The organism is Grimontia celer, from assembly GCF_900055185.1.
In the GTDB taxonomy this organism is placed as follows: domain Bacteria; phylum Pseudomonadota; class Gammaproteobacteria; order Enterobacterales; family Vibrionaceae; genus Enterovibrio; species Enterovibrio celer.
Map to the genome: position 1 here is coordinate 1,649,742 of NZ_FIZX01000002.1, position 17,797 is coordinate 1,667,538.

The window sequence follows — 17,797 nt, forward strand, 5'->3', positions numbered from 1 at the left end:
TTTACTTGTAATTCTAACTTATGGAGAGTCTTCAAATTTTGTTGCAAATAAAAATAGTTTTCATTTGAGAGCTATTTGGTTTTAAAGATTATACTCTCCAAAATCATTGTTATATTTGAGGATATTGGACTGACTGAGCCTGGAAATGTAGCAACCACTTCACCCTTTGCATTGATCAGGTACTTGTAGAAATTCCATCTCGGTTCGACCCCTGCCTGCTTACTGATTTCTGCAAACACTGGGTTAGCATCACTCCCTTTTACAGGACTTCTCGCCATCATCGGAAACGTCACGCCATAATCGAGGTAGCAGACTTTAGCTGAACGCTCCTCGTTACCTCTGTCTTGGTTAAAGTCATTGGACGGAAAACCTATCACACTGAAGCCTTCATCTTTGTACTTTTGGTACAGTGCTTCTAATTGCTCAAACTGTGGCGTATATCCGCATTGACTAGCCGTATTCACCACCAGCAAGGTTTTGCCTTTGAAGGTCTCGCAAAGGTCGACTGTCTCATTAGAGTTAAGCTTTCGCTGCGAGCCATTGAGAATATCGGGGCAACTTTGTGCTGATGCTGGGGCGCTGAGAGCCAGCGTGATAACGGCGGGGATGAGCATTTTCATAGGCAAACCTCTTTGAGTAGTTGTCGACATTGAGCATTACCTAAACCAGAGAAAAAAGATCAGATCATCGTGCCAGAACACAAAAATGCTTCCTTCCCTTGTTCCTTTCTCATTCTCATCGGAGCCTTCTCAAAGAACCGTCGTATTGATTTGGCTACTAACCGACTCAGAGATAACGTCGGCCAATACTCACAACGATAAGGACGTTCCCATGAAAATTTTGCTTGTTACCGCACTATTGCTGACCACCTTCTCTGGTTTTGCCGCAGAGAAAGGAAAGACAGAGCATCTATTAGAAAACGATGCAGTGATGGCCGTGCGCCATACCTATCCGCCAGGTTCAGAATCTGGCATGCATGGACATGATTACCCTTACCGGGTCGTTTATGTTTTAGAAGGCGGCACTGCAGAACTTGTACCTGATGATTCGAGCAAACCAACCCGCACCATCGAATTTATGGAAGGAATGACCCTCTATGTACCTGCTGCCACTCACAATGTGAGGAATGTGGGAACAACTCCAATTAGGCTGCTCGAAGTTGAACTGAAACGCTAAGCCTATATTCTTCCTAAAAAATCAGCGCCCGGAGTCAAGTTTTACAGGCGCTGATAAGTCTCATATTTAATAATCACTTTTCCAATAAACGGCTTATCTCCCTGTATTCGCATCTACCAACTTGCCAGGTAACCCTATGTTTTATCTGGATACTTCGCCCAACATTCTCACTATTGAATCAGAAAGCAAATAAATGAGTCACCCGTAAATTATATCGATTCATTTCGTATCAACATCCCTATCAGCTTGCCAACCCCACAAAGTTAATAAAATGATAAATATCGTATCGTTTTAGTTAACAACAGGACGAAGTCATTCCCTCTGGGGTGACAACAAATGAGGACCAAGGCAATGAGAAGTAATTGGTTAAAGGGAAGAAAAACATGGGCAGCCGTGCTTGTGGGCGCTGCAATGACATCCGTTCTTGCAGCACCAGCATGGGCGCAGGAAAAGATTCGCTGGAAAGTTCAGGCAGTATTTGGCACTCACTTACCCGCACTGGGGGACCCCATTACTCAGGTCGCGGAACAGGTGGATAAAGCCACTGATGGCAATATCAAATTCAAAATCTATGAACCTGGCAAACTGGTCCCGCCTTTCGGTATTACTGAAGCTATCAAAAACAAGCAGATCGATGCCGGCTACACCTGGTTAGGTTACGACCAAGGCAAAATCCCTGCAGCCGCTTTGTTTGCAGCGGTTCCTTTTGGCATGGAACCATGGGAATACGCGACCTGGTGGTACGAGGGCGAAGGCAAGCAGTTAGCCGAAGAACTCTACGGTAAACATGGTGTTCATCCTGTGCTGTGTAGCGTGATCGGTCCGGAAACGGCAGGCTGGTTTACCAAAGAGATGAACTCACTCGACGATTTCAAAGGGCTCAAAATCCGCTTCGCAGGTATTGGCGGTAAAGTGCTGCAAAAAGCGGGCGCTTCTGTCACCGTTCTCCCGGGCGGCGAGATATTCCCGGCTCTGGAAAAAGGCGCGATTGATGCGTCTGAGTTCTCCATGCCTGCTATCGATAGCTTGATGGGCTTCGACAAAATCGCCAAGAACAATTATTTCCCTGGTTGGCACCAGACCTTCACGGCCTCCCACCTCGTGATTAACAAAGATGTCTGGAATGCACTGGAGGAATCCACTAAAGCCACCATCGACATGGCATGTACAGCCGGTACGTTCCGTGCCCTCACCCGCGGTGAGTCGCTGCAAGGTGAAGTGCTCGCAGGCTTTGAAGAAAAAGGCGTTACAGCCCGCACCCTCAACCCAGAACTGCTGCAGTCACTGCATTCGCTTTCCACCGAAGTGATGCAGGAAATTGCAGATTCAGATCCTGACTTCAAACGCATCTACGCGTCCCAACAGAAGTTCCTCGGCAACTACAAACTCTGGAAACAGATGGCTTACCTGCCAAGGGATTTCGAGTAATTCGTCAACTGGGATGACATAACTGCTCCCCCGCCTCGTGCACTGGGGAGCCCTTTTTGGGCAAGGATGCGCTATGCATAACAATAATCACAACTCTGCCTCACAAGACACCGAAGCACTGCCAGAAACCCGACTCTCGCGCGCGCTCGATGGCTTCTTACTTAGCCTGGGTAACGCATTTTCTTGGGTTTGGGTGGTGCTTATGTTGGTCATTATCACCAATGTGGCGATGCGCTACCTACTGGGTGAAGGCCGCATCGAGTTTGAAGAACTGCAGTGGCACCTTTACGCACTTGGCTGGTTGGTCGGCCTCTCTTATTGCATGGTCACGGATAGCCACGTCCGGGTTGATTTGCTGCGCGAGCGCTTTTCACTCAGAACCCAGGCCAAAATCGAGCTGCTTGGTCTCATCATTCTGCTGATGCCATTTCTGGTGCTGGTGTTTTGGTATGCGATTCCCTTCTTTCTTTACTCATGGGAACTCGGCGAGGTTTCTGCAGCGCCGGGTGGCTTGCCTTATCGATGGGCGATGAAAGCGGTCTTGCTCCTTGCTTTCGGGTTACTAGCATTTGCCACCCTTTCGAGACTCAGCCGCATTTGCGCTTTGCTGTTTTCCAATAAATCTACCGCACACCAACTTGCTGCCCGTGCAGGCACTGAACGAGAGGAGTAATCGCCATGGAAGTGAATGAAATTCTCGTCCTCATCATGTTCGGGATGTTTATCCTGCTGCTGTTTACCGGCTTCCCGGTCGCTTGGGTACTTTGCGGCATTTCATTGGTATTTGTGCCTGTCGCCATGTTGGCGGATGAATGGTTTGATGCCTTTATCGGAATTGACTGGAATTACGCCTCGCTGGTCGTCCCAAGAATGTGGGACATCATGACCAACTGGGTATTGGTCGCCCTGCCCATGTTCATTTTTATGGGTCTGATGCTGGACAGATCCGGGACCGCCGAAGATCTCATGGGCAATCTGGTGCGCCTTTTTGGTCGTGTACGAGGCGGACTGGCAGTCACCGTTACCTTTGTTGGATTGTTGCTTGCAGCGTCTACCGGGATAATCGGCGCATCTGTCGTACTACTGGCAGTGCTGGGAATGCCAATGATGATGCGTGATGGCTACAGCAAGGAGTTGGCCTGCGGCACAGTCGCATCAACCGGCACGCTCGGGATTCTGGTTCCTCCCAGCATTATGTTGGTGATGATGGGCGATCGTATTGGCGTGTCAGTTGGTGATCTGTTCCTTGGCGCGGTGTTTCCGGGGCTGATGCTCGCGGGCTTTTACGTTACCTACATCCTTTCACTGGGCTATCTCCGTGCTGATATCGCCCCAGTGTCAAAAGACGCCGAGCCTATCAGCCTAAAAGTCATTTTCAGTGCGCTAAGTGCAGCCTTGCCGACTGCTGCGCTTATCATTGCAGTGCTTGGCTCAATCTTTATGGGTATTGCGACACCAACAGAAGCCTCCGGTGTTGGAGCGTTGGGAGCAACGATTTTGGCCTTCGCCCGTGGAAAACTGACGCTCGAGGTTGTCCGCGAAGTGGGTAGGGAAACCACCAAAACCACGGCATTTATCTTTGCGTTGATTATCTGTGCGACTGCGTTTTCTCTGATCCTACGCGGATTGGGTGGTGATGAACTGATAGAGAAAGCCCTTACCAGTCTGCCATTCGGCCCCAGCGGCATCGTCATTGCCATTCTGGTCGTGACTTTTATTCTCGGCTTCTTCCTCGACTGGATTGAACTCACCCTCATCATTTTGCCTTTGGTGGCCCCAGTGGTCAGTGCATTGGGCTTTGATCTGGTGTGGTTCGCTGTGCTGTTTGCGGTTTGCCTGCAAACGTCTTTTCTGACGCCGCCTGTCGGCTTCGCTCTCTTCTACCTAAAAGGCGTTGTTCCTAAAGGTATCCACCTCATCCATATCTATCGTGGTGTGGTGCCTTTCATTCTGTTGCAGCTACTCGGTCTCGCGATCGTGTTTTGGATGCCATCCATCGTGACCTGGCTACCCAAGGTGGTTTATTCACCCTGATTTATCGCTTTTACCCAAGAAAGTTATTTGTGACTGGTTCACACATAGATTTACAAGGAGTCGTTATGTCTCATTCGATTATTCTTCCGCGCCTGATGGAAATTGGCGACGGTGCATTACAAAAGCTACCGGATATGATGCGTGCGCTTGGCTGCCATCGTCCCATCATCATTACTGATAAAACCATGGTAACGCTGGGACAGGCTGCGAAAGTGGAAAGTCTGCTGCAACAGAAAGAGATTCAATCCACTGTCTTTGATGACACCATTCCTGAACCCACTGATGCTTCCATCTCGGCAGGTGTTAACGCCATTAGCACTGGAAACTATGATTGCCTCATTGCATTGGGTGGCGGCAGCGTGATTGACAGTGCCAAAGCCATGGCTGTATTGGCTGGTTCTGGGGGCGAAATGCGTGATTTCCGTTTCCCTCGCATTGTGTCAGAAACGGCATTACCACTGGTGGCGATCCCAACCACAGCCGGAACTGGCTCAGAAGTTACCCGTTTCACCATCATCACGGATGCAGAGAATGACGAGAAAATGCTCTGCGTCGGCCCCTCATTTATGCCGACCGCCGCGTTAGTGGATGCCGAGCTTACCCATACCCTGCCCACGCGAATGACCGCAGATACTGGCATCGATGCTCTGACACACGCGATTGAATCTTACGTTAGCCGAAAAGGCAATGCCTTTAGCGACTATCACGCCAGAGAGGCGATGCGCTTGATCGCGCCTAATCTCCGTCGCGCCTGCCAAGATGGGAGTGATATTCAGGCGCGTGCAGACATGATGCTGGGCGCAACCCTAGCAGGTATCGCCTTTTCCAATGCATCCGTAGCTTTAGTGCATGGTATGAGCCGCCCTATTGGCGCGTTATTCCATGTGCCGCACGGCCTTTCAAACGCCATGTTGCTGCCTTCTGTTACTGCTTTTTCATTACCCGCAGCACCAGAGCGCTATGCCGACTGCGCGAAAGCCATGGGCGTTGCTGACCCGCAGGATGACACTGACTTTGCATGTCAAAAGTTGCTCGACGAATTGCACGCACTCAACCGCGATTTGGATGTCCCAACGCCAGAAGGATTTGGCATCGACAGAACCGCCTTTTTTACCAATATGGACACCATGGCTAAGCAGGCGATGGCGTCAGGTTCACCCGCAAATAACCCGAGATTACCGAGCCATGAAGAGATGGTCGATATTTACAGCCAGCTTTGGCAGTAAGCCCAAGTTTATCCACTAAAGGGAGTTAAACATGAACACGATTGGACATCTGATAAATGGTGCTTTAATCACCGAAGGTCAAACCACATTGCCCGTATACAACCCAGCCACAGGCAATGTGGCTACACAAGCCGATGTAGCAAGCGCCAAAACCGTCAACGAAGCGGTACGGCTTGCCAAAGAGGCTTATCCGGCTTGGCGTAATACGCCGCCAATCCGCCGTGCCAGAATCATGCAGAAATTTCTGCAACTGCTGGAAGAGAACGCGGACACCATCTGCGAAATGATTGGCCACGAGCACGGTAAAATTAAACATGATGCGATGGGTGAGCTTCAGCGTGGCATCGAAAACGTCGAGTACGCCTGTGGGATCCCGACACTTCTCAAAGGCGAACACAGCCGCGGCGTGGGGCCGGGCATTGATGCCTGGAGTGAATTCCAGCCCCTTGGTGTCGTTGCCGGTATCACTCCATTCAACTTCCCAGTCATGGTGCCACTGTGGATGTACCCTCTCGCTATCGCCTGTGGGAACTGCTTTATTCTCAAACCTTCAGAGCGCGACCCAAGCTCGACACTCTTCGTCGCCCAGTTGTTGCAGGAAGCCGGATTGCCACCGGGCGTGATGAATGTGGTCAACGGAGACAAAGGCACGGTTGATGCCCTGCTCGACAACAAAGACATCAGCGCCGTCAGCTTTGTCGGCTCAACGCCCGTGGCAGAAAGCATTTACTCCCGCGCGAGTGCTGCTGGGAAACGTTGTCAGGCATTGGGTGGGGCAAAAAACCACGCCATCGTGATGCCAGATGCTGACTTAGATAACGCCGTCAGCCAGCTTCTTGGTGCAGCGTTTGGTTCTTCGGGTGAGCGCTGCATGGCGCTTTCTGTTGTTACCGCAGTTGGTGACAACACCGCCGATGCGCTCATTGCCAAACTCAAAGAGAAAATGACAGATCTTCGCGTTGGAGCCTGTAACGACAACAACAATGACTTCGGTCCTGTGATTACCGGCGCGCACCGCGACCGCGTGGTGCGTTTGATTTCAAGTGCAGAAACACAGGGAGCAGACGTTGTTGTTGATGGTCGTGAACCTTTGGTTGCAGGTTTCGAATCAGGCTTCTTTGTTGGCGCGACCCTCATTGACCGCGTTACACCGAAAATGGAGAGCTACAAAGAAGAGATCTTTGGCCCGGTTTTGCAGGTGGTTCGCGTTGATACCATGGCTGATGCCATGCAGCTCATCAATGATCACGAATACGGAAACGGAACCTGTATTTTCACCCGCGATGGTGAGGCCGCCCGTTATTTTTCGGATCATATTGAAGTCGGTATGGTTGGCATTAATGTGCCTTTACCGGTTCCCGTCGCCTATCACAGCTTTGGTGGCTGGAAGCGCAGCTTCTTCGGCGACCTGAGTGCCTATGGTCCAGATGGCGTTCGCTTCTATACGCGCAGAAAAACCATCACCCAGCGCTGGCCGTCTGAAGCCGTGCGAGAGGGTGTGTCATTTTCAATGCCAGTGATGAAATAGTGTGAAAGCGTGATACTTAAGGGGCCCACTTGTGTGAGCGAGCTTATACAGGTGCGCCCCGACAATACGGTTTGCTGTCTGATGCAGATATACTTTCACCATATCGACTGAATCAGGTGCAGGGATGACGACAGAAAGACGCGAAAAAGCCTCATCAATAACCCGTGTATTGGAAATTATCGAAGCAATCTCCTGCTCAGAGCGGCCGCCAAGTCCAGCCGAACTGTCAATCATGCTCGATATTCCTAAACCCAGCATTCACAGATTGCTGCAACAGCTAGAACGGGAAGGCTTTGTACAAACCAACATGCGTGGAAACCTTGTACCAGCGAACCGTATGCATGACATCGCGCTCGGTGTATTACACACCACACACTTTAAAGCTATTCGACAGGCCATTTTGCAAAAGCTCGCCAATGAGGTGGGTGAAACCTGTGGTGTCTCTCTACCAAATGGCGTCGACATGATCTATTTCGACCGCGTGCAAACCAACTGGCCCCTGCAGATTAATTTGCAGACTGGAAGCCATACGCCTATTTGGTGCACTGCCAGTGGCAAGCTCTATCTCAGCACCCTGTCGAAACGACGCCGCCAAAGACTTATCAATAATATGAGCCTGGAGCGGCATGCGAAAAACACCATCACAGATCCCATTGATTTAGAGCGTGCGCTCACGGAGATCGAAAAGCAGGATCTTGGCATCGACAATGAAGAGTTTATCGATGGTATGGCAGCGATCGCAGTACCTATTCGCAATGAAGATGGGCAACTGCATGCATGCTTGTTTACCCATGCCCCGGTATTTAGAAGTTCATTGGAAGACTTGCTGAAGTTTGAGCCGCAACTTCGACGTGCAGCAAGGGACCTTGAAGCCCTCATGAAGGAAGGTTAAGACACTTAGAATCCCGATTTTTACCTGCCCGCCCTACAGCTATCCTGCTACATCACCCATGATGTCGGCAGGCTTGTTTTGTGGGTAAACCCATCATATTTAAGACCACTCTAATAAATATATTTATAAATATTTCATATATTTAAAATCATTTTCGGACAATACCCATACTAAAATTAAGTAGTCTTATCATTGCTACAGTTTTGGGCTGGCAGGATATTTCAGACGCCCTACGATGAATATCGATACATTAAGTATCGTTTTGACACAAGGCAGTATCGTCAATCATCAATAAAGGGATAATTTCTCATGAAGAAGATCACCGTATGCTCATTAGCCGTTCTGATGGGCTTTTCCGTTCACTCAGCTTCAGCAACAACACAGGAAGAGCTGGGCAATATTGGCGCTTATGTTGATTCAATCCTGAATCCAAACATGACCAACACTGCAAACACAACAGGCACAACATACAAAACCCACCAGCCGCCATCCATTAATCAAGCTGGTGATGCGCTGCATTATCTTGCCTTTGCCGAATATGTTTACAAAAGTTGGGGCGCACCAAGCGGATGGACGCTGACGGAAACCATTCACGATAGCAGTACGGGTTTTCATGCCGCCGTTTATACCAGTGGCAGCAACGCAGTGATTGCATTCCGTGGCAGCGAACTGGGGACTTCTGATTGGGTAAACAATGGCATTATGGCCGCCGGAGAAGTGCCACCGCAGTACCGTTTAGCCATTTCAGAGTCAGCGCGACTCGCTAGCCAATACAGCAGCTACAACATTCATTACACTGGCCACAGCCTTGGTGGTGGTCTTGCTACGGTTGCTGCCATTCGCACGGGCAAGCCTGCTACCGTCTTCGACGCATCAGGCATAGGGAACGCCGTATTGAGTGAAATTCAACAGTCCATGGCTAACGCAGGTGTTAGCGCCGCATCGTGGTCAACCAATGCCGGGCGAATCACCAACTATAACCTGGAAGGCGAATTCGTATCTGATGGCGATTACCAACAAGATGCCGATGTGATTGGCGTGGATTCAAAACAGTATGGCAATATTTTCTACCTCTCCGCCGCACGTTTCACACCTCTGTTTTTCCTCGATACTGGCCTTTCCCGCCACTTTACTACGCCACTGAGAGAAGAACTGCAATTTCTTTCCCAACCGGTTTTTCGTGTTAATGCCAATGACTGGAACAGCATCGACAACGACATTAATGGATTTACGGCCCTGTTCTATATCGATTGGACTGACGACACGTTGGACTTGATGGCGTGGCAAGCTGAATACGCCATTAACTCTTTCCCAAGCTTCCTTGAAGATCTTTAACAACAAAGTTGGCTAGGCAAGAAAAAGCCCCTTAATCGGCCAGATTATGGGGCTTTAATTTAAGGGAACATCAACCAGGGGGAACAGTTGAATTTGTTACGCCGCACGAGCCACGAAGGCTTTGGTGCGTTCGTTTTGAGGATTACCAAAAATCTGGGATGGCGGACCCTGCTCGACAATCACGCCGCCTTCCATGAAGATCACCTTGTCGGCAATCTCACGGGCAAACTGCATTTCGTGGGTCACCACAATCATGGTTTGCTTTTGCTTGGCGAGTGCTTTCATTACCGCCAACACTTCTTCTACCCATTCAGGGTCGAGCGCAGAAGTTGGCTCATCAAAAAGGATTACTTCGCCTTTACACGCCATAGCACGGGCGATGCCGACACGCTGCTGCTGACCACCGGAAAGTTGCGCAGGATATTTCTCTAAATGCGCTTCCATCCCGACGCTGACCAACAATTTACGTGCAGTTTCCAGCGCTTTATCTTTTGGCTCTTTCCACACGGTGACAAGCGATTCCGCCACATTTTCCAGTGCGGTTTTGTTGGCGAACAACGCATAGCTCTGGAACACAAAACTGCTTTGTTTACGAAGCTGGTGAATCTCGTTCTTTGATACCTTGCCAGCGTTAACACGCACATCACCAATCTGGATTTCACCACCACTTGGCACTTCCAGGTAGTTCAGACAACGAAGCAGTGTTGACTTCCCCGTGCCAGACGGGCCGATAATCACCACAATCTCACCTTGTTTGACGTCGAGATCGATTTGCTTCAGGACCTCGACATCACCAAAGCGTTTGCTCAAATTTTTAACTTCAATCATCGTGCATACGCCTTGTTCAATCGGACTTCCATCACCGTTTGAAGACGGGTGAAGAAAATCACCACCAGCCAGTAAATCAAAGCCACCGCCATGAAGGCTTCAAAGAACTTAAAGCTCGAAGAGGCTTCCATCTGTGCCTTCGCCATGATTTCTGCCACACCCAGCGTAAACGCCAGTGAGGTACTTTTGATCATGTCGATGAAGTAGTTCATCAATGAAGGTGTTGCGACGCGCGCTGCCTGCGGCAGGATAATGCGTTTCATCGCCTGAAGTTCGGTCATACCGACACTCAGGCTGGCTTCCATCTGGTTCTTATCAATCCCCAGAATCGCACCGCGAATACTCTCGGCCATGTAGGCGGAGAAATGGAGCGACAAGCCAATCACAGCCGCGGTAAAAGCATCCATCCCTACAAATATCGGGAAGACCTGTGGCAGTCCGTAATACAGTAAAAAGAGCTGCACCAGCAGCGGTGTGCCGCGGAAGAACGAAATGTACACGGCGACGATAGAGTCGAGCACTTTGACTTTGAACACCCTTACCAGTGCCAGCAGCACCGACAGCACCAGAGCAATCGCAAAGCCAATCAGTGACATTTCCAGAGTTATTCCCAGATACTTCACTAGTATCGGGAACAACTCCAGCATGTAGTTAAAGTCGAAGCTCTGCATTATTTCGTGATGTCAGAGTCAAACCACTTCTCTGAAATCTCGCTGAGGGTGCCATCAGCTTTCATTTCAGTCAGTGCCTGATCCACTTTGGCTTTGATAGCCAGCTTCTCAGGAGTGTTAAGGAATGGCATCGCATTCTGGATAGTTTCGAACGGTTCACCCGCCAGTTGCAGTGGCAAACCAGACTTTTTGATCAGCTGTGCTGAAGAAACGCGGTCCATGACGAACGCATCGGTACGGCCCAATGCAACGTCTTGCTCAAAACCAGAATCATAAGTGATGATATTGATCTCGTTGGTTTTGTCGTAATTGCGCAGCAGTTGCTCGAAGTTACTGCCAAGGTTAACCGCCACTTTCTTGCCTTTCAGATCCTCGATACCTTCGATGTCTTCACGGCCTTTACGCACAACCACCTGTGCACCGTCTACCACATAAGGAACAGAGAAAGCGTATTTTGCTTTACGCGCGTCAGTCATGGTGATTTGGTTACTGATAGTGTCGATGTGGCCCGCTTCCAGCATGCCGAAAAGGCCTGAGAAGTTTGCAGTCACGAACTCAACGTCGTAGTCCGCACGCTCGCCAATTTCATTCCATACATCGATTTCAAAGCCTTGCAGCTTGTCCATTTTCACAAACGTGAATGGGAAGTAGCGGCCAGACATACCCACTTTAATTTCTTCTTGGGCAAGCGAAGCGGTCGAAGTGAAGCTTGCTGCAAGTGCGACAGTAGCAAGCAAAACGTTTTTCATAGAAGGCATGGTTACAACTCCAATTGTTATTCTGTTTATTCCCCAAACGGCCTTTGGGCTTCAACACCTTACTCTCGATACGCTTAATGTTCGTAAGGTGTTTCGATTTATGGAGCCAAATGTAACTCATACATTTTTTTGTGATAAATAACGAAATGTTCTATGTAATAATCTGCAAATAAGAGCATTTATAGATATATCCGCCGCATTGATTACTTTTTGTACAAACAATACTCTGAGCTATCCTCGCTCCATCGAATTATAAAAAGCCGTAAAAAAATTCACCCCTCTGCCTCACCCGCCCGTTTATACCGACAAACCAGCAAGAAAAAGGAATCGGTATATGAAATTCAATCAAGTCACTATCGCTATTGTCACAGCACTGACCGTGGTTGTTGGCTGTTCAGAATCCATGAACGACTCAACCCAAACTACGCCTCAACAAGAATCGTCAAGGATTCAGGAAGAGTTGGTGGAACTGGAAGTTATAGATGCAACGAATGCCCTACCCGCTGCGCCAACCACTAAAATGGCGCATAGCCGCGTTGCGGCAAACCATCAATTTATGGTGATGCCCATGCCCGGCATTGACCCTTATATACAAACCGAAAACCGCGACAATTACCTCGATACACCGAGCAATGCTACAAAATTAGTGACAGTGTCATCTTTGTCGACGTTTTCTATTGATGTCGACACCGGCAGTTACGCCAATGTGCGTAGTTATCTGAAGATGGGAAACAAGCCACCTGCAGATGCCATTCGCGAAGAAGCCTTCATCAACTACTTTGATTACGCCTACCCGACGCCGGCAACCAAAGCCCGACCTTTTTCTGTCAGCACAGAACTTGCGCCTGCGCCATGGAATGCCGAACGTAAAATAGTGCGCATTGCGCTCAAAGGTTACGACATTCCGGTCAACGAGCGTAAAGCATCGAATCTGGTGTTTCTGGTCGATGTGTCAGGCTCCATGAATGAAACCAATAAACTGCCACTGTTGGTGCAAAGCCTCTCTCTGCTCGCTAAAAACCTTGGAGAGAAAGACAAGGTGAGTCTGGTGACTTATGCGGGGAATGCCTCCGTCGTGCTCGAACCGACCAGCGGTGACAATCAGCAAGCGATCGTCGATGCACTCAAAAGCCTACAAGCAGGCGGCGGCACCTATGGTGAAAGCGGAATCAAACTGGCTTACCAGCAAGCTAAAAAAGGCTTTATCAAAGATGGCGTAAACCGCGTCATTCTGGCGACAGACGGAGATTTCAACGTCGGAATGACCAGTTTGGATGCGCTAAAAGATTTGGTGGAAGACGAACGTGAGAACGACATTTCACTCACCACACTGGGCTTTGGTCGTGGCAACTACAACGATGCCATGATGGAGCAACTCGCCAACATCGGCGACGGCAACCATGCCTATATCGATACGCTTCATGAAGCACAGAAAGTCCTATTACGGCAGATGAGCGGCACGCTGCAAAGCATCGCGGAAGATGTAAAAATTCAGGTCGAATTCAACCCAGATACGGTTAAGGAATACCGCCTGATTGGCTACCAAAACCGAGCGCTACGTGATGAAGATTTCAACAATGATAGAGTCGATGCCGGCGAAATCGGTGCAGGACACACAGTTACAGCCTTGTATGAACTGACACTGGTTGGCGACCAGGGACGCATTGACGACCTGCACTATCAGAAGAAAAAGACAGACGCCGTCTCACACAGTGACGAACTCGCTCAGGTCAAAGTCCGATATAAGCTGCCCGGCAAAGAAAAAAGCCAACTCACCACTCAAGTGATTAATGGCAGTAAAGGCAAGCTGACATTCAAACAAGCCAGTGCTGATTTCCAATTTGCCACCGCGGTTTCCGCCTTTGCGCAGAAGCTCAAAGACAATCACTATGTCGATGGTTTAGCCTACAGTCAAATAGCTGATATCGCGCGTGAAAACCGGGGCAAAGACCCATTCAACTACCGCGGCGAATTTATCAGTCTGGTGGAGATAGCACAGAACCTTTAGGGGCTGTTAACAGGCATCCATGGATACACAAACCGACGAAACATTGATGGTGAACTTTAGCAAAGGCGACCAGCGCGCCTTTGCTGAGCTCTATCAGCGCCATAAAAATCCTTTGTATCGCTATTTCATGCGTCAATTAGGCGTGGCACAACATGCCCGTGCCGAAGAGTTATATCAGGATGTCTGGTACCGCGTGATTGATAAGCGGGAAAGCTATGCGCCGACCGCCAAGTTCACCACCTGGCTGTATCATATTGCCCATAATTTGGTGATTGATGAACACCGAAAAATGATGTCATCCAGCACCTATGCTCAATCACTAGACGACGAACAGATTGAAGTGCCTGATTGGGATGGCGATAAGCAAACTGCCATCAAAGCCTGTATGGCACTGCTAGCCCCTTTGCAAAGGGAAGCGTTTCTACTTCGCCATGAAGCAGGCTTTGAGCCAGCACAAATTTGCGAAATCGTCGGTGCGAAAGCAGAGGCTGTGAAAACCCGGCTTCGCTATGCCATGAATCAACTTCGCCAGTGCCTGACCAAAAAACTCGGAGACAGACGATGACAGCGCCAATCAAAGACGAAGACATCGTCGCGCTGTACAAGGAAAGCGCGACAGAGACATCAGGCAAAGACCTGGACAATCGCATCCTTGCTTACGCCAACAGCCAGCATAAAAAACGCATACCTTGGTGGACCTACGCAGGTCTCGCGGCAACAGTCTCTTTTGTCGCCTTGCTTGCGCCTTGGCAGTGGGTGGATCAGACCCTTGAAGCCCCCCAGGACATTGAGTTTATGAGCACACCAGAAACCATGAGCGAGGAAGCATTGTCCGACAGCGCAATAGAAGCGGTCCCGTCTATGGAAATATTGCCACCAAAGCCTGAGGAGCAGCGTCTATTCCGCAATTCACCTGCTGCGGCGAAATCCCTGCCGCATATGGAGATGGAACGGGAAGACGCAACAAATACTGAGTTTTCTGAAGTCGAAAAGCTGCTGAATGCAGGCAAAGAGCAAAAAGCACGTGAACTGCTAAAGCAGATGCTGACTGATGACCCAACTCTGCTCGAGAAGCTACCGCAAAGACTGAGAATTTTGGTAGAAACAGAAGGAAAATAAAGTGAGATCTGGTTTATCGCCAGATCTTGTCTTTGAAAAGAGATCTTTTCCACTTTTGGATAAAAGCTTTCCCTTAATCTTACAAGGGGTAAGTTAGATGGAGATTTCGGACAATTTTGGCTTAGATGAGTTTGACTGACATTGAGTACGCTAACTTCTATAGAGACTGCGACCAACCATAGCAACAAAATCGACCCAAATATCACGTCTACAACCCCAATACACAGCCAAACCTGACCATTAGATTTAATATCGTTAAATCAATGCGTTAGTCGCTTATTTTGGCTGACAACATTCTTTCGGTCCTCAATGCTCAATTTTAAAACATCACCCGTATTTAATTCATTGGATTAGAAATTAATTAGACATGAACTTTAATCCAACTAGTTTTTAATTGGTAATCAATTAAAAATTAATTAACAGGTATAGAATTTACAGCTTTAATTTAAACATTGTACGTATCGTCATGAGTTGACTTTCAAAAACTCCTCTACAACAATGGAGCTGCATTTGTTTAATCGATAAACTAAATGCATATATTGATTCCGTTAATCATTAATTTAATTAGCAAAAGGGAAAAATGATGAAGAAAGTCAATTTCGTTGCAAAAAAAGGCCCTGTTTTAGCCACTAAGAGCAAGCCTCACAAGCCAGGTCCTAACCCAGGTCCGAACCCAGGCCCTTGCTGTACGCCTTAATATTTTAGAGTAGACTCCTAATCTCTGAAATTTAAATAACATAATTTAAGAAAATCCTTTTAAAAGGCATTGTTATTCTTAAATTGAGGGGATGTTCATTCATCCCCATTTTGTATTAAAGTTGTGAGACTCGTGGTTCCTAACATGTCTTTTTGATTTTATAATTGAAATATATTTCCTTTACATTGCTCGAAGATTGTGACAAGAATTTCTTATTTATATCAACTTATCTATAAAACGAGAAAATCTCATTCTTTTTCATTTTTGCTGTTGGCAATGTTGTTAACCGCATCTCAAGCGCCGCTTCCCTATCTGTCTGGCCATCTCATCGACCAAGTTCTTCCCAGCTCAGACTCAAATTTGCTACTCAAGACAGTATTACTGCTCGCAGCGCTTTACTGCAGTTACCTGATTCTAAGCTACGTTAATGCATGGTTTCGTCTAAAAGTACGGAAAGAGATCATGATTGAGTTCAATCAGGATGTGATAAAGAGCATTCTGGGTATGAATTATAATCAACGACTTAGAATAAATAATGGCGATCTCTTGTCTCGGGTAACAAGGGATATCGAACAATTCGAAGATATTATGCCTTACGGACTATCAAGTGCCGTTCACCATATCGTCTTATCTTTAGTGTTATTAATCATCATTTTCATTATGAACTGGCAATTGAGTTTAATATTACTCGTTCTATTGCCTGCAGCCGTTATCGTTTACATGAGATTTGATGGCGCGCTGTGGTCATCTTCTAGAGATGAAACTGATGCCTCAGTAAGAAAAATCACAGTCATACAAGAAACCATTGAAGCTGATGCTGAAATAAAACTATATGATTCTTCAAGTTTCTTTTTAAAGTACTGCCGAAAAGCGGTTGAAAACCTAGAACATAAACGTTTGATCCGTCAGTTATACGATACCAAAGTGAGCATGATCATTATGGGAATACCCATGCTGGCGATGGTGATCATTTGGTACCTTGGCGGTGCGATGGTTATTGAAGAGCAACTCACCATTGGCTTAATCATCACCTATACAGCCACATTAAACTTGATGGTACCTTCACTGATTAGAATTATTGAGTTTGCTTCAAGCATCCCCAATGAATTGACGGCTTTAATGCGTGTAAAGGAATTGTGCGATTTAGCTCAGGCGCAATCTGAACCAGTTTCGGAGCGCAACACTGAGCTATCTCCTCTCATTGAAGCCATGGCAATAGAGGGAATGAGTTTTTCCTACCAACGCGACTACCCTTTGTTCTCTTATCTCAACTTAGCATTCGATAGAGGCAGGGCACATTTGATCAATGGTGGTAACGGTGCAGGTAAATCGACGCTGCTTACCATTTTGAGTGGAGAGCTGAAACCCCAGTCAGGGCATATCAAGCTGGACACGGCGCTTTTAGACACCTTATCAAACCGCTCTCAGTGGATTTCAATGGTTCCGCAGCGAATCCATATTATTTCCGATTCCATTCGCAACAATGTCTCTTTTGGTGTGGATGTTGAGGATGAAAAGATTCACAACGCGTTGTCTCTAGTGGGTCTGGATAACTGGGTGCAACGACTCGAGCAAGGTATCGATCATGTCATCAAAGACACACATTCAGAACTATCTGGCGGGCAAATTCAAAAATTAGGCCTGGCTCGGGCTTTATTGCGGGATACACCAGTTCTGTTAATGGATGAACCTACCAATAACCTGGATAGTAAAGCAGTAAAGTTACTTATAGATATCATTCGAACACAAAAACAGTCCAAGATTGTCGTGATTGTTAGCCATGATGACCGCTTATTTGATGCGGTTGATCGGGTCGTTTACCTTGAAAATGACAGTTCAAACGATTCAACTCGAGTGACAGAAACATCGACTAGACAAGGTAAGTAGGACGAAAGTGTGGTTTTTCTACGAAATCTCAATCTTTGGTAGTCATCAACACACTCAGGATGTTTAAGTGAGGCTAGGCGGCAGCTGAAAAATCAAAGGGACGCCCCTTCTAACAACCGACTCAAAAGCCGAACAATATAAACGAGATAACGTCTTCATGTTGTTTGGGTACATAGGGAATTGAAAACCTCTGTTATGAAGTTAAAACAG

16 protein-coding genes are annotated in these 17,797 nt (G+C 47.8%); 12 read left to right on the forward strand and 4 right to left on the reverse strand.

Translation table 11 applies throughout. The annotated features are described in order from the left end of the window. Positions 1–71: 71 nt before the first annotated feature. A complete protein-coding gene (locus GCE9029_RS17655; RefSeq protein ID WP_062665227.1) occupies positions 72–620 on the reverse strand; it encodes a glutathione peroxidase in 549 nt (182 codons plus the stop codon). Between the two features lie 211 nt (positions 621–831). Between GCE9029_RS17655 and GCE9029_RS17660 the strand changes: the two genes are divergently transcribed. From GCE9029_RS17660 to GCE9029_RS17695, 8 genes are all read left to right on the forward strand, one after another. Continuing rightward, positions 832–1,176: a cupin domain-containing protein gene (locus GCE9029_RS17660; RefSeq protein WP_062665228.1), complete on the forward strand. Its 345-nt coding sequence runs from the start codon at positions 832–834 to the stop codon at positions 1,174–1,176. Between the two features lie 351 nt (positions 1,177–1,527). Beyond that, a complete protein-coding gene (locus tag GCE9029_RS17665; RefSeq protein WP_062665229.1) occupies positions 1,528–2,604 on the forward strand; it encodes a TRAP transporter substrate-binding protein in 1,077 nt (358 codons plus the stop codon). 73 nt (positions 2,605–2,677) lie between these two features. Next, positions 2,678–3,277, forward strand: coding sequence for a TRAP transporter small permease subunit (locus GCE9029_RS17670; RefSeq protein WP_062665230.1), 600 nt, complete (start codon positions 2,678–2,680; stop codon positions 3,275–3,277). Between the two features lie 5 nt (positions 3,278–3,282). Further along, a complete protein-coding gene (locus tag GCE9029_RS17675; protein WP_062665231.1) occupies positions 3,283–4,638 on the forward strand; it encodes a TRAP transporter large permease in 1,356 nt (451 codons plus the stop codon). A 65-nt stretch (positions 4,639–4,703) separates the two neighbouring features. Next, positions 4,704–5,864 carry an iron-containing alcohol dehydrogenase gene (locus GCE9029_RS17680; protein ID WP_062665232.1) on the forward strand — a complete coding sequence of 387 codons (1,161 nt, stop codon included), beginning with the start codon at positions 4,704–4,706 and terminating at the stop codon, positions 5,862–5,864. Positions 5,865–5,895: 31 nt separating this feature from the next. Beyond that, the gene (locus GCE9029_RS17685) at positions 5,896–7,392 is read left to right on the forward strand and encodes a CoA-acylating methylmalonate-semialdehyde dehydrogenase (protein ID WP_062665234.1); all 1,497 of its coding nucleotides are present in this window, start codon (positions 5,896–5,898) and stop codon (positions 7,390–7,392) included. 124 nt (positions 7,393–7,516) lie between these two features. Beyond that, complete coding sequence (locus tag GCE9029_RS17690; RefSeq protein WP_062665236.1) at positions 7,517–8,284, forward strand: IclR family transcriptional regulator; 768 nt, start codon at positions 7,517–7,519, stop codon at positions 8,282–8,284. Between the two features lie 309 nt (positions 8,285–8,593). Then, a complete protein-coding gene (locus GCE9029_RS17695; protein WP_197475380.1) occupies positions 8,594–9,619 on the forward strand; it encodes a Tle-like phospholipase domain-containing protein in 1,026 nt (341 codons plus the stop codon). A 96-nt stretch (positions 9,620–9,715) separates the two neighbouring features. Here GCE9029_RS17695 and GCE9029_RS17700 read toward each other — a convergent pair whose 3' ends face one another. The 3 genes from GCE9029_RS17700 to GCE9029_RS17710 are packed head-to-tail and all read right to left on the reverse strand — an operon-like array spanning position 9,716 to position 11,876. Continuing rightward, positions 9,716–10,447, reverse strand: a complete 732-nt coding sequence (locus GCE9029_RS17700; RefSeq protein ID WP_062665237.1) for an amino acid ABC transporter ATP-binding protein — start codon at positions 10,445–10,447, stop codon at positions 9,716–9,718. Further along, on the reverse strand, positions 10,444–11,118 hold the full coding sequence (locus GCE9029_RS17705; RefSeq protein ID WP_062665246.1) for an amino acid ABC transporter permease: 675 nt from the start codon (positions 11,116–11,118) through the stop codon (positions 10,444–10,446). Before GCE9029_RS17705 ends, GCE9029_RS17700 begins: the two co-directional genes overlap by 4 nt. Then, on the reverse strand, positions 11,118–11,876 hold the full coding sequence (locus GCE9029_RS17710; RefSeq protein WP_062665248.1) for an amino acid ABC transporter substrate-binding protein: 759 nt from the start codon (positions 11,874–11,876) through the stop codon (positions 11,118–11,120). The genes GCE9029_RS17705 and GCE9029_RS17710 overlap by 1 nt, the downstream gene beginning before the upstream one ends. Before the next feature lie 334 nt (positions 11,877–12,210). Between GCE9029_RS17710 and GCE9029_RS17715 the strand changes: the two genes are divergently transcribed. The 4 genes from GCE9029_RS17715 to GCE9029_RS17730 all read left to right on the forward strand — a co-directional run bounded on the left by GCE9029_RS17715 (position 12,211) and on the right by GCE9029_RS17730 (position 17,587). Continuing rightward, positions 12,211–13,884 (forward strand): vWA domain-containing protein, encoded by a 1,674-nt coding sequence (locus tag GCE9029_RS17715; RefSeq protein ID WP_062665251.1) that lies wholly within the window; start codon positions 12,211–12,213, stop codon positions 13,882–13,884. Positions 13,885–13,903: 19 nt separating this feature from the next. Beyond that, entirely contained in the window at positions 13,904–14,449 is a 546-nt protein-coding gene (locus GCE9029_RS17720; protein ID WP_062665253.1) for a sigma-70 family RNA polymerase sigma factor, read from the forward strand. Further along, on the forward strand, positions 14,446–15,003 hold the full coding sequence (locus tag GCE9029_RS17725; RefSeq protein ID WP_062665256.1) for a hypothetical protein: 558 nt from the start codon (positions 14,446–14,448) through the stop codon (positions 15,001–15,003). The genes GCE9029_RS17720 and GCE9029_RS17725 overlap by 4 nt, the downstream gene beginning before the upstream one ends. A 973-nt stretch (positions 15,004–15,976) precedes the next feature. Next, positions 15,977–17,587 (forward strand): ABC transporter transmembrane domain-containing protein, encoded by a 1,611-nt coding sequence (locus tag GCE9029_RS17730; RefSeq protein ID WP_231870165.1) that lies wholly within the window; start codon positions 15,977–15,979, stop codon positions 17,585–17,587. Positions 17,588–17,797 lie beyond the last annotated feature (210 nt).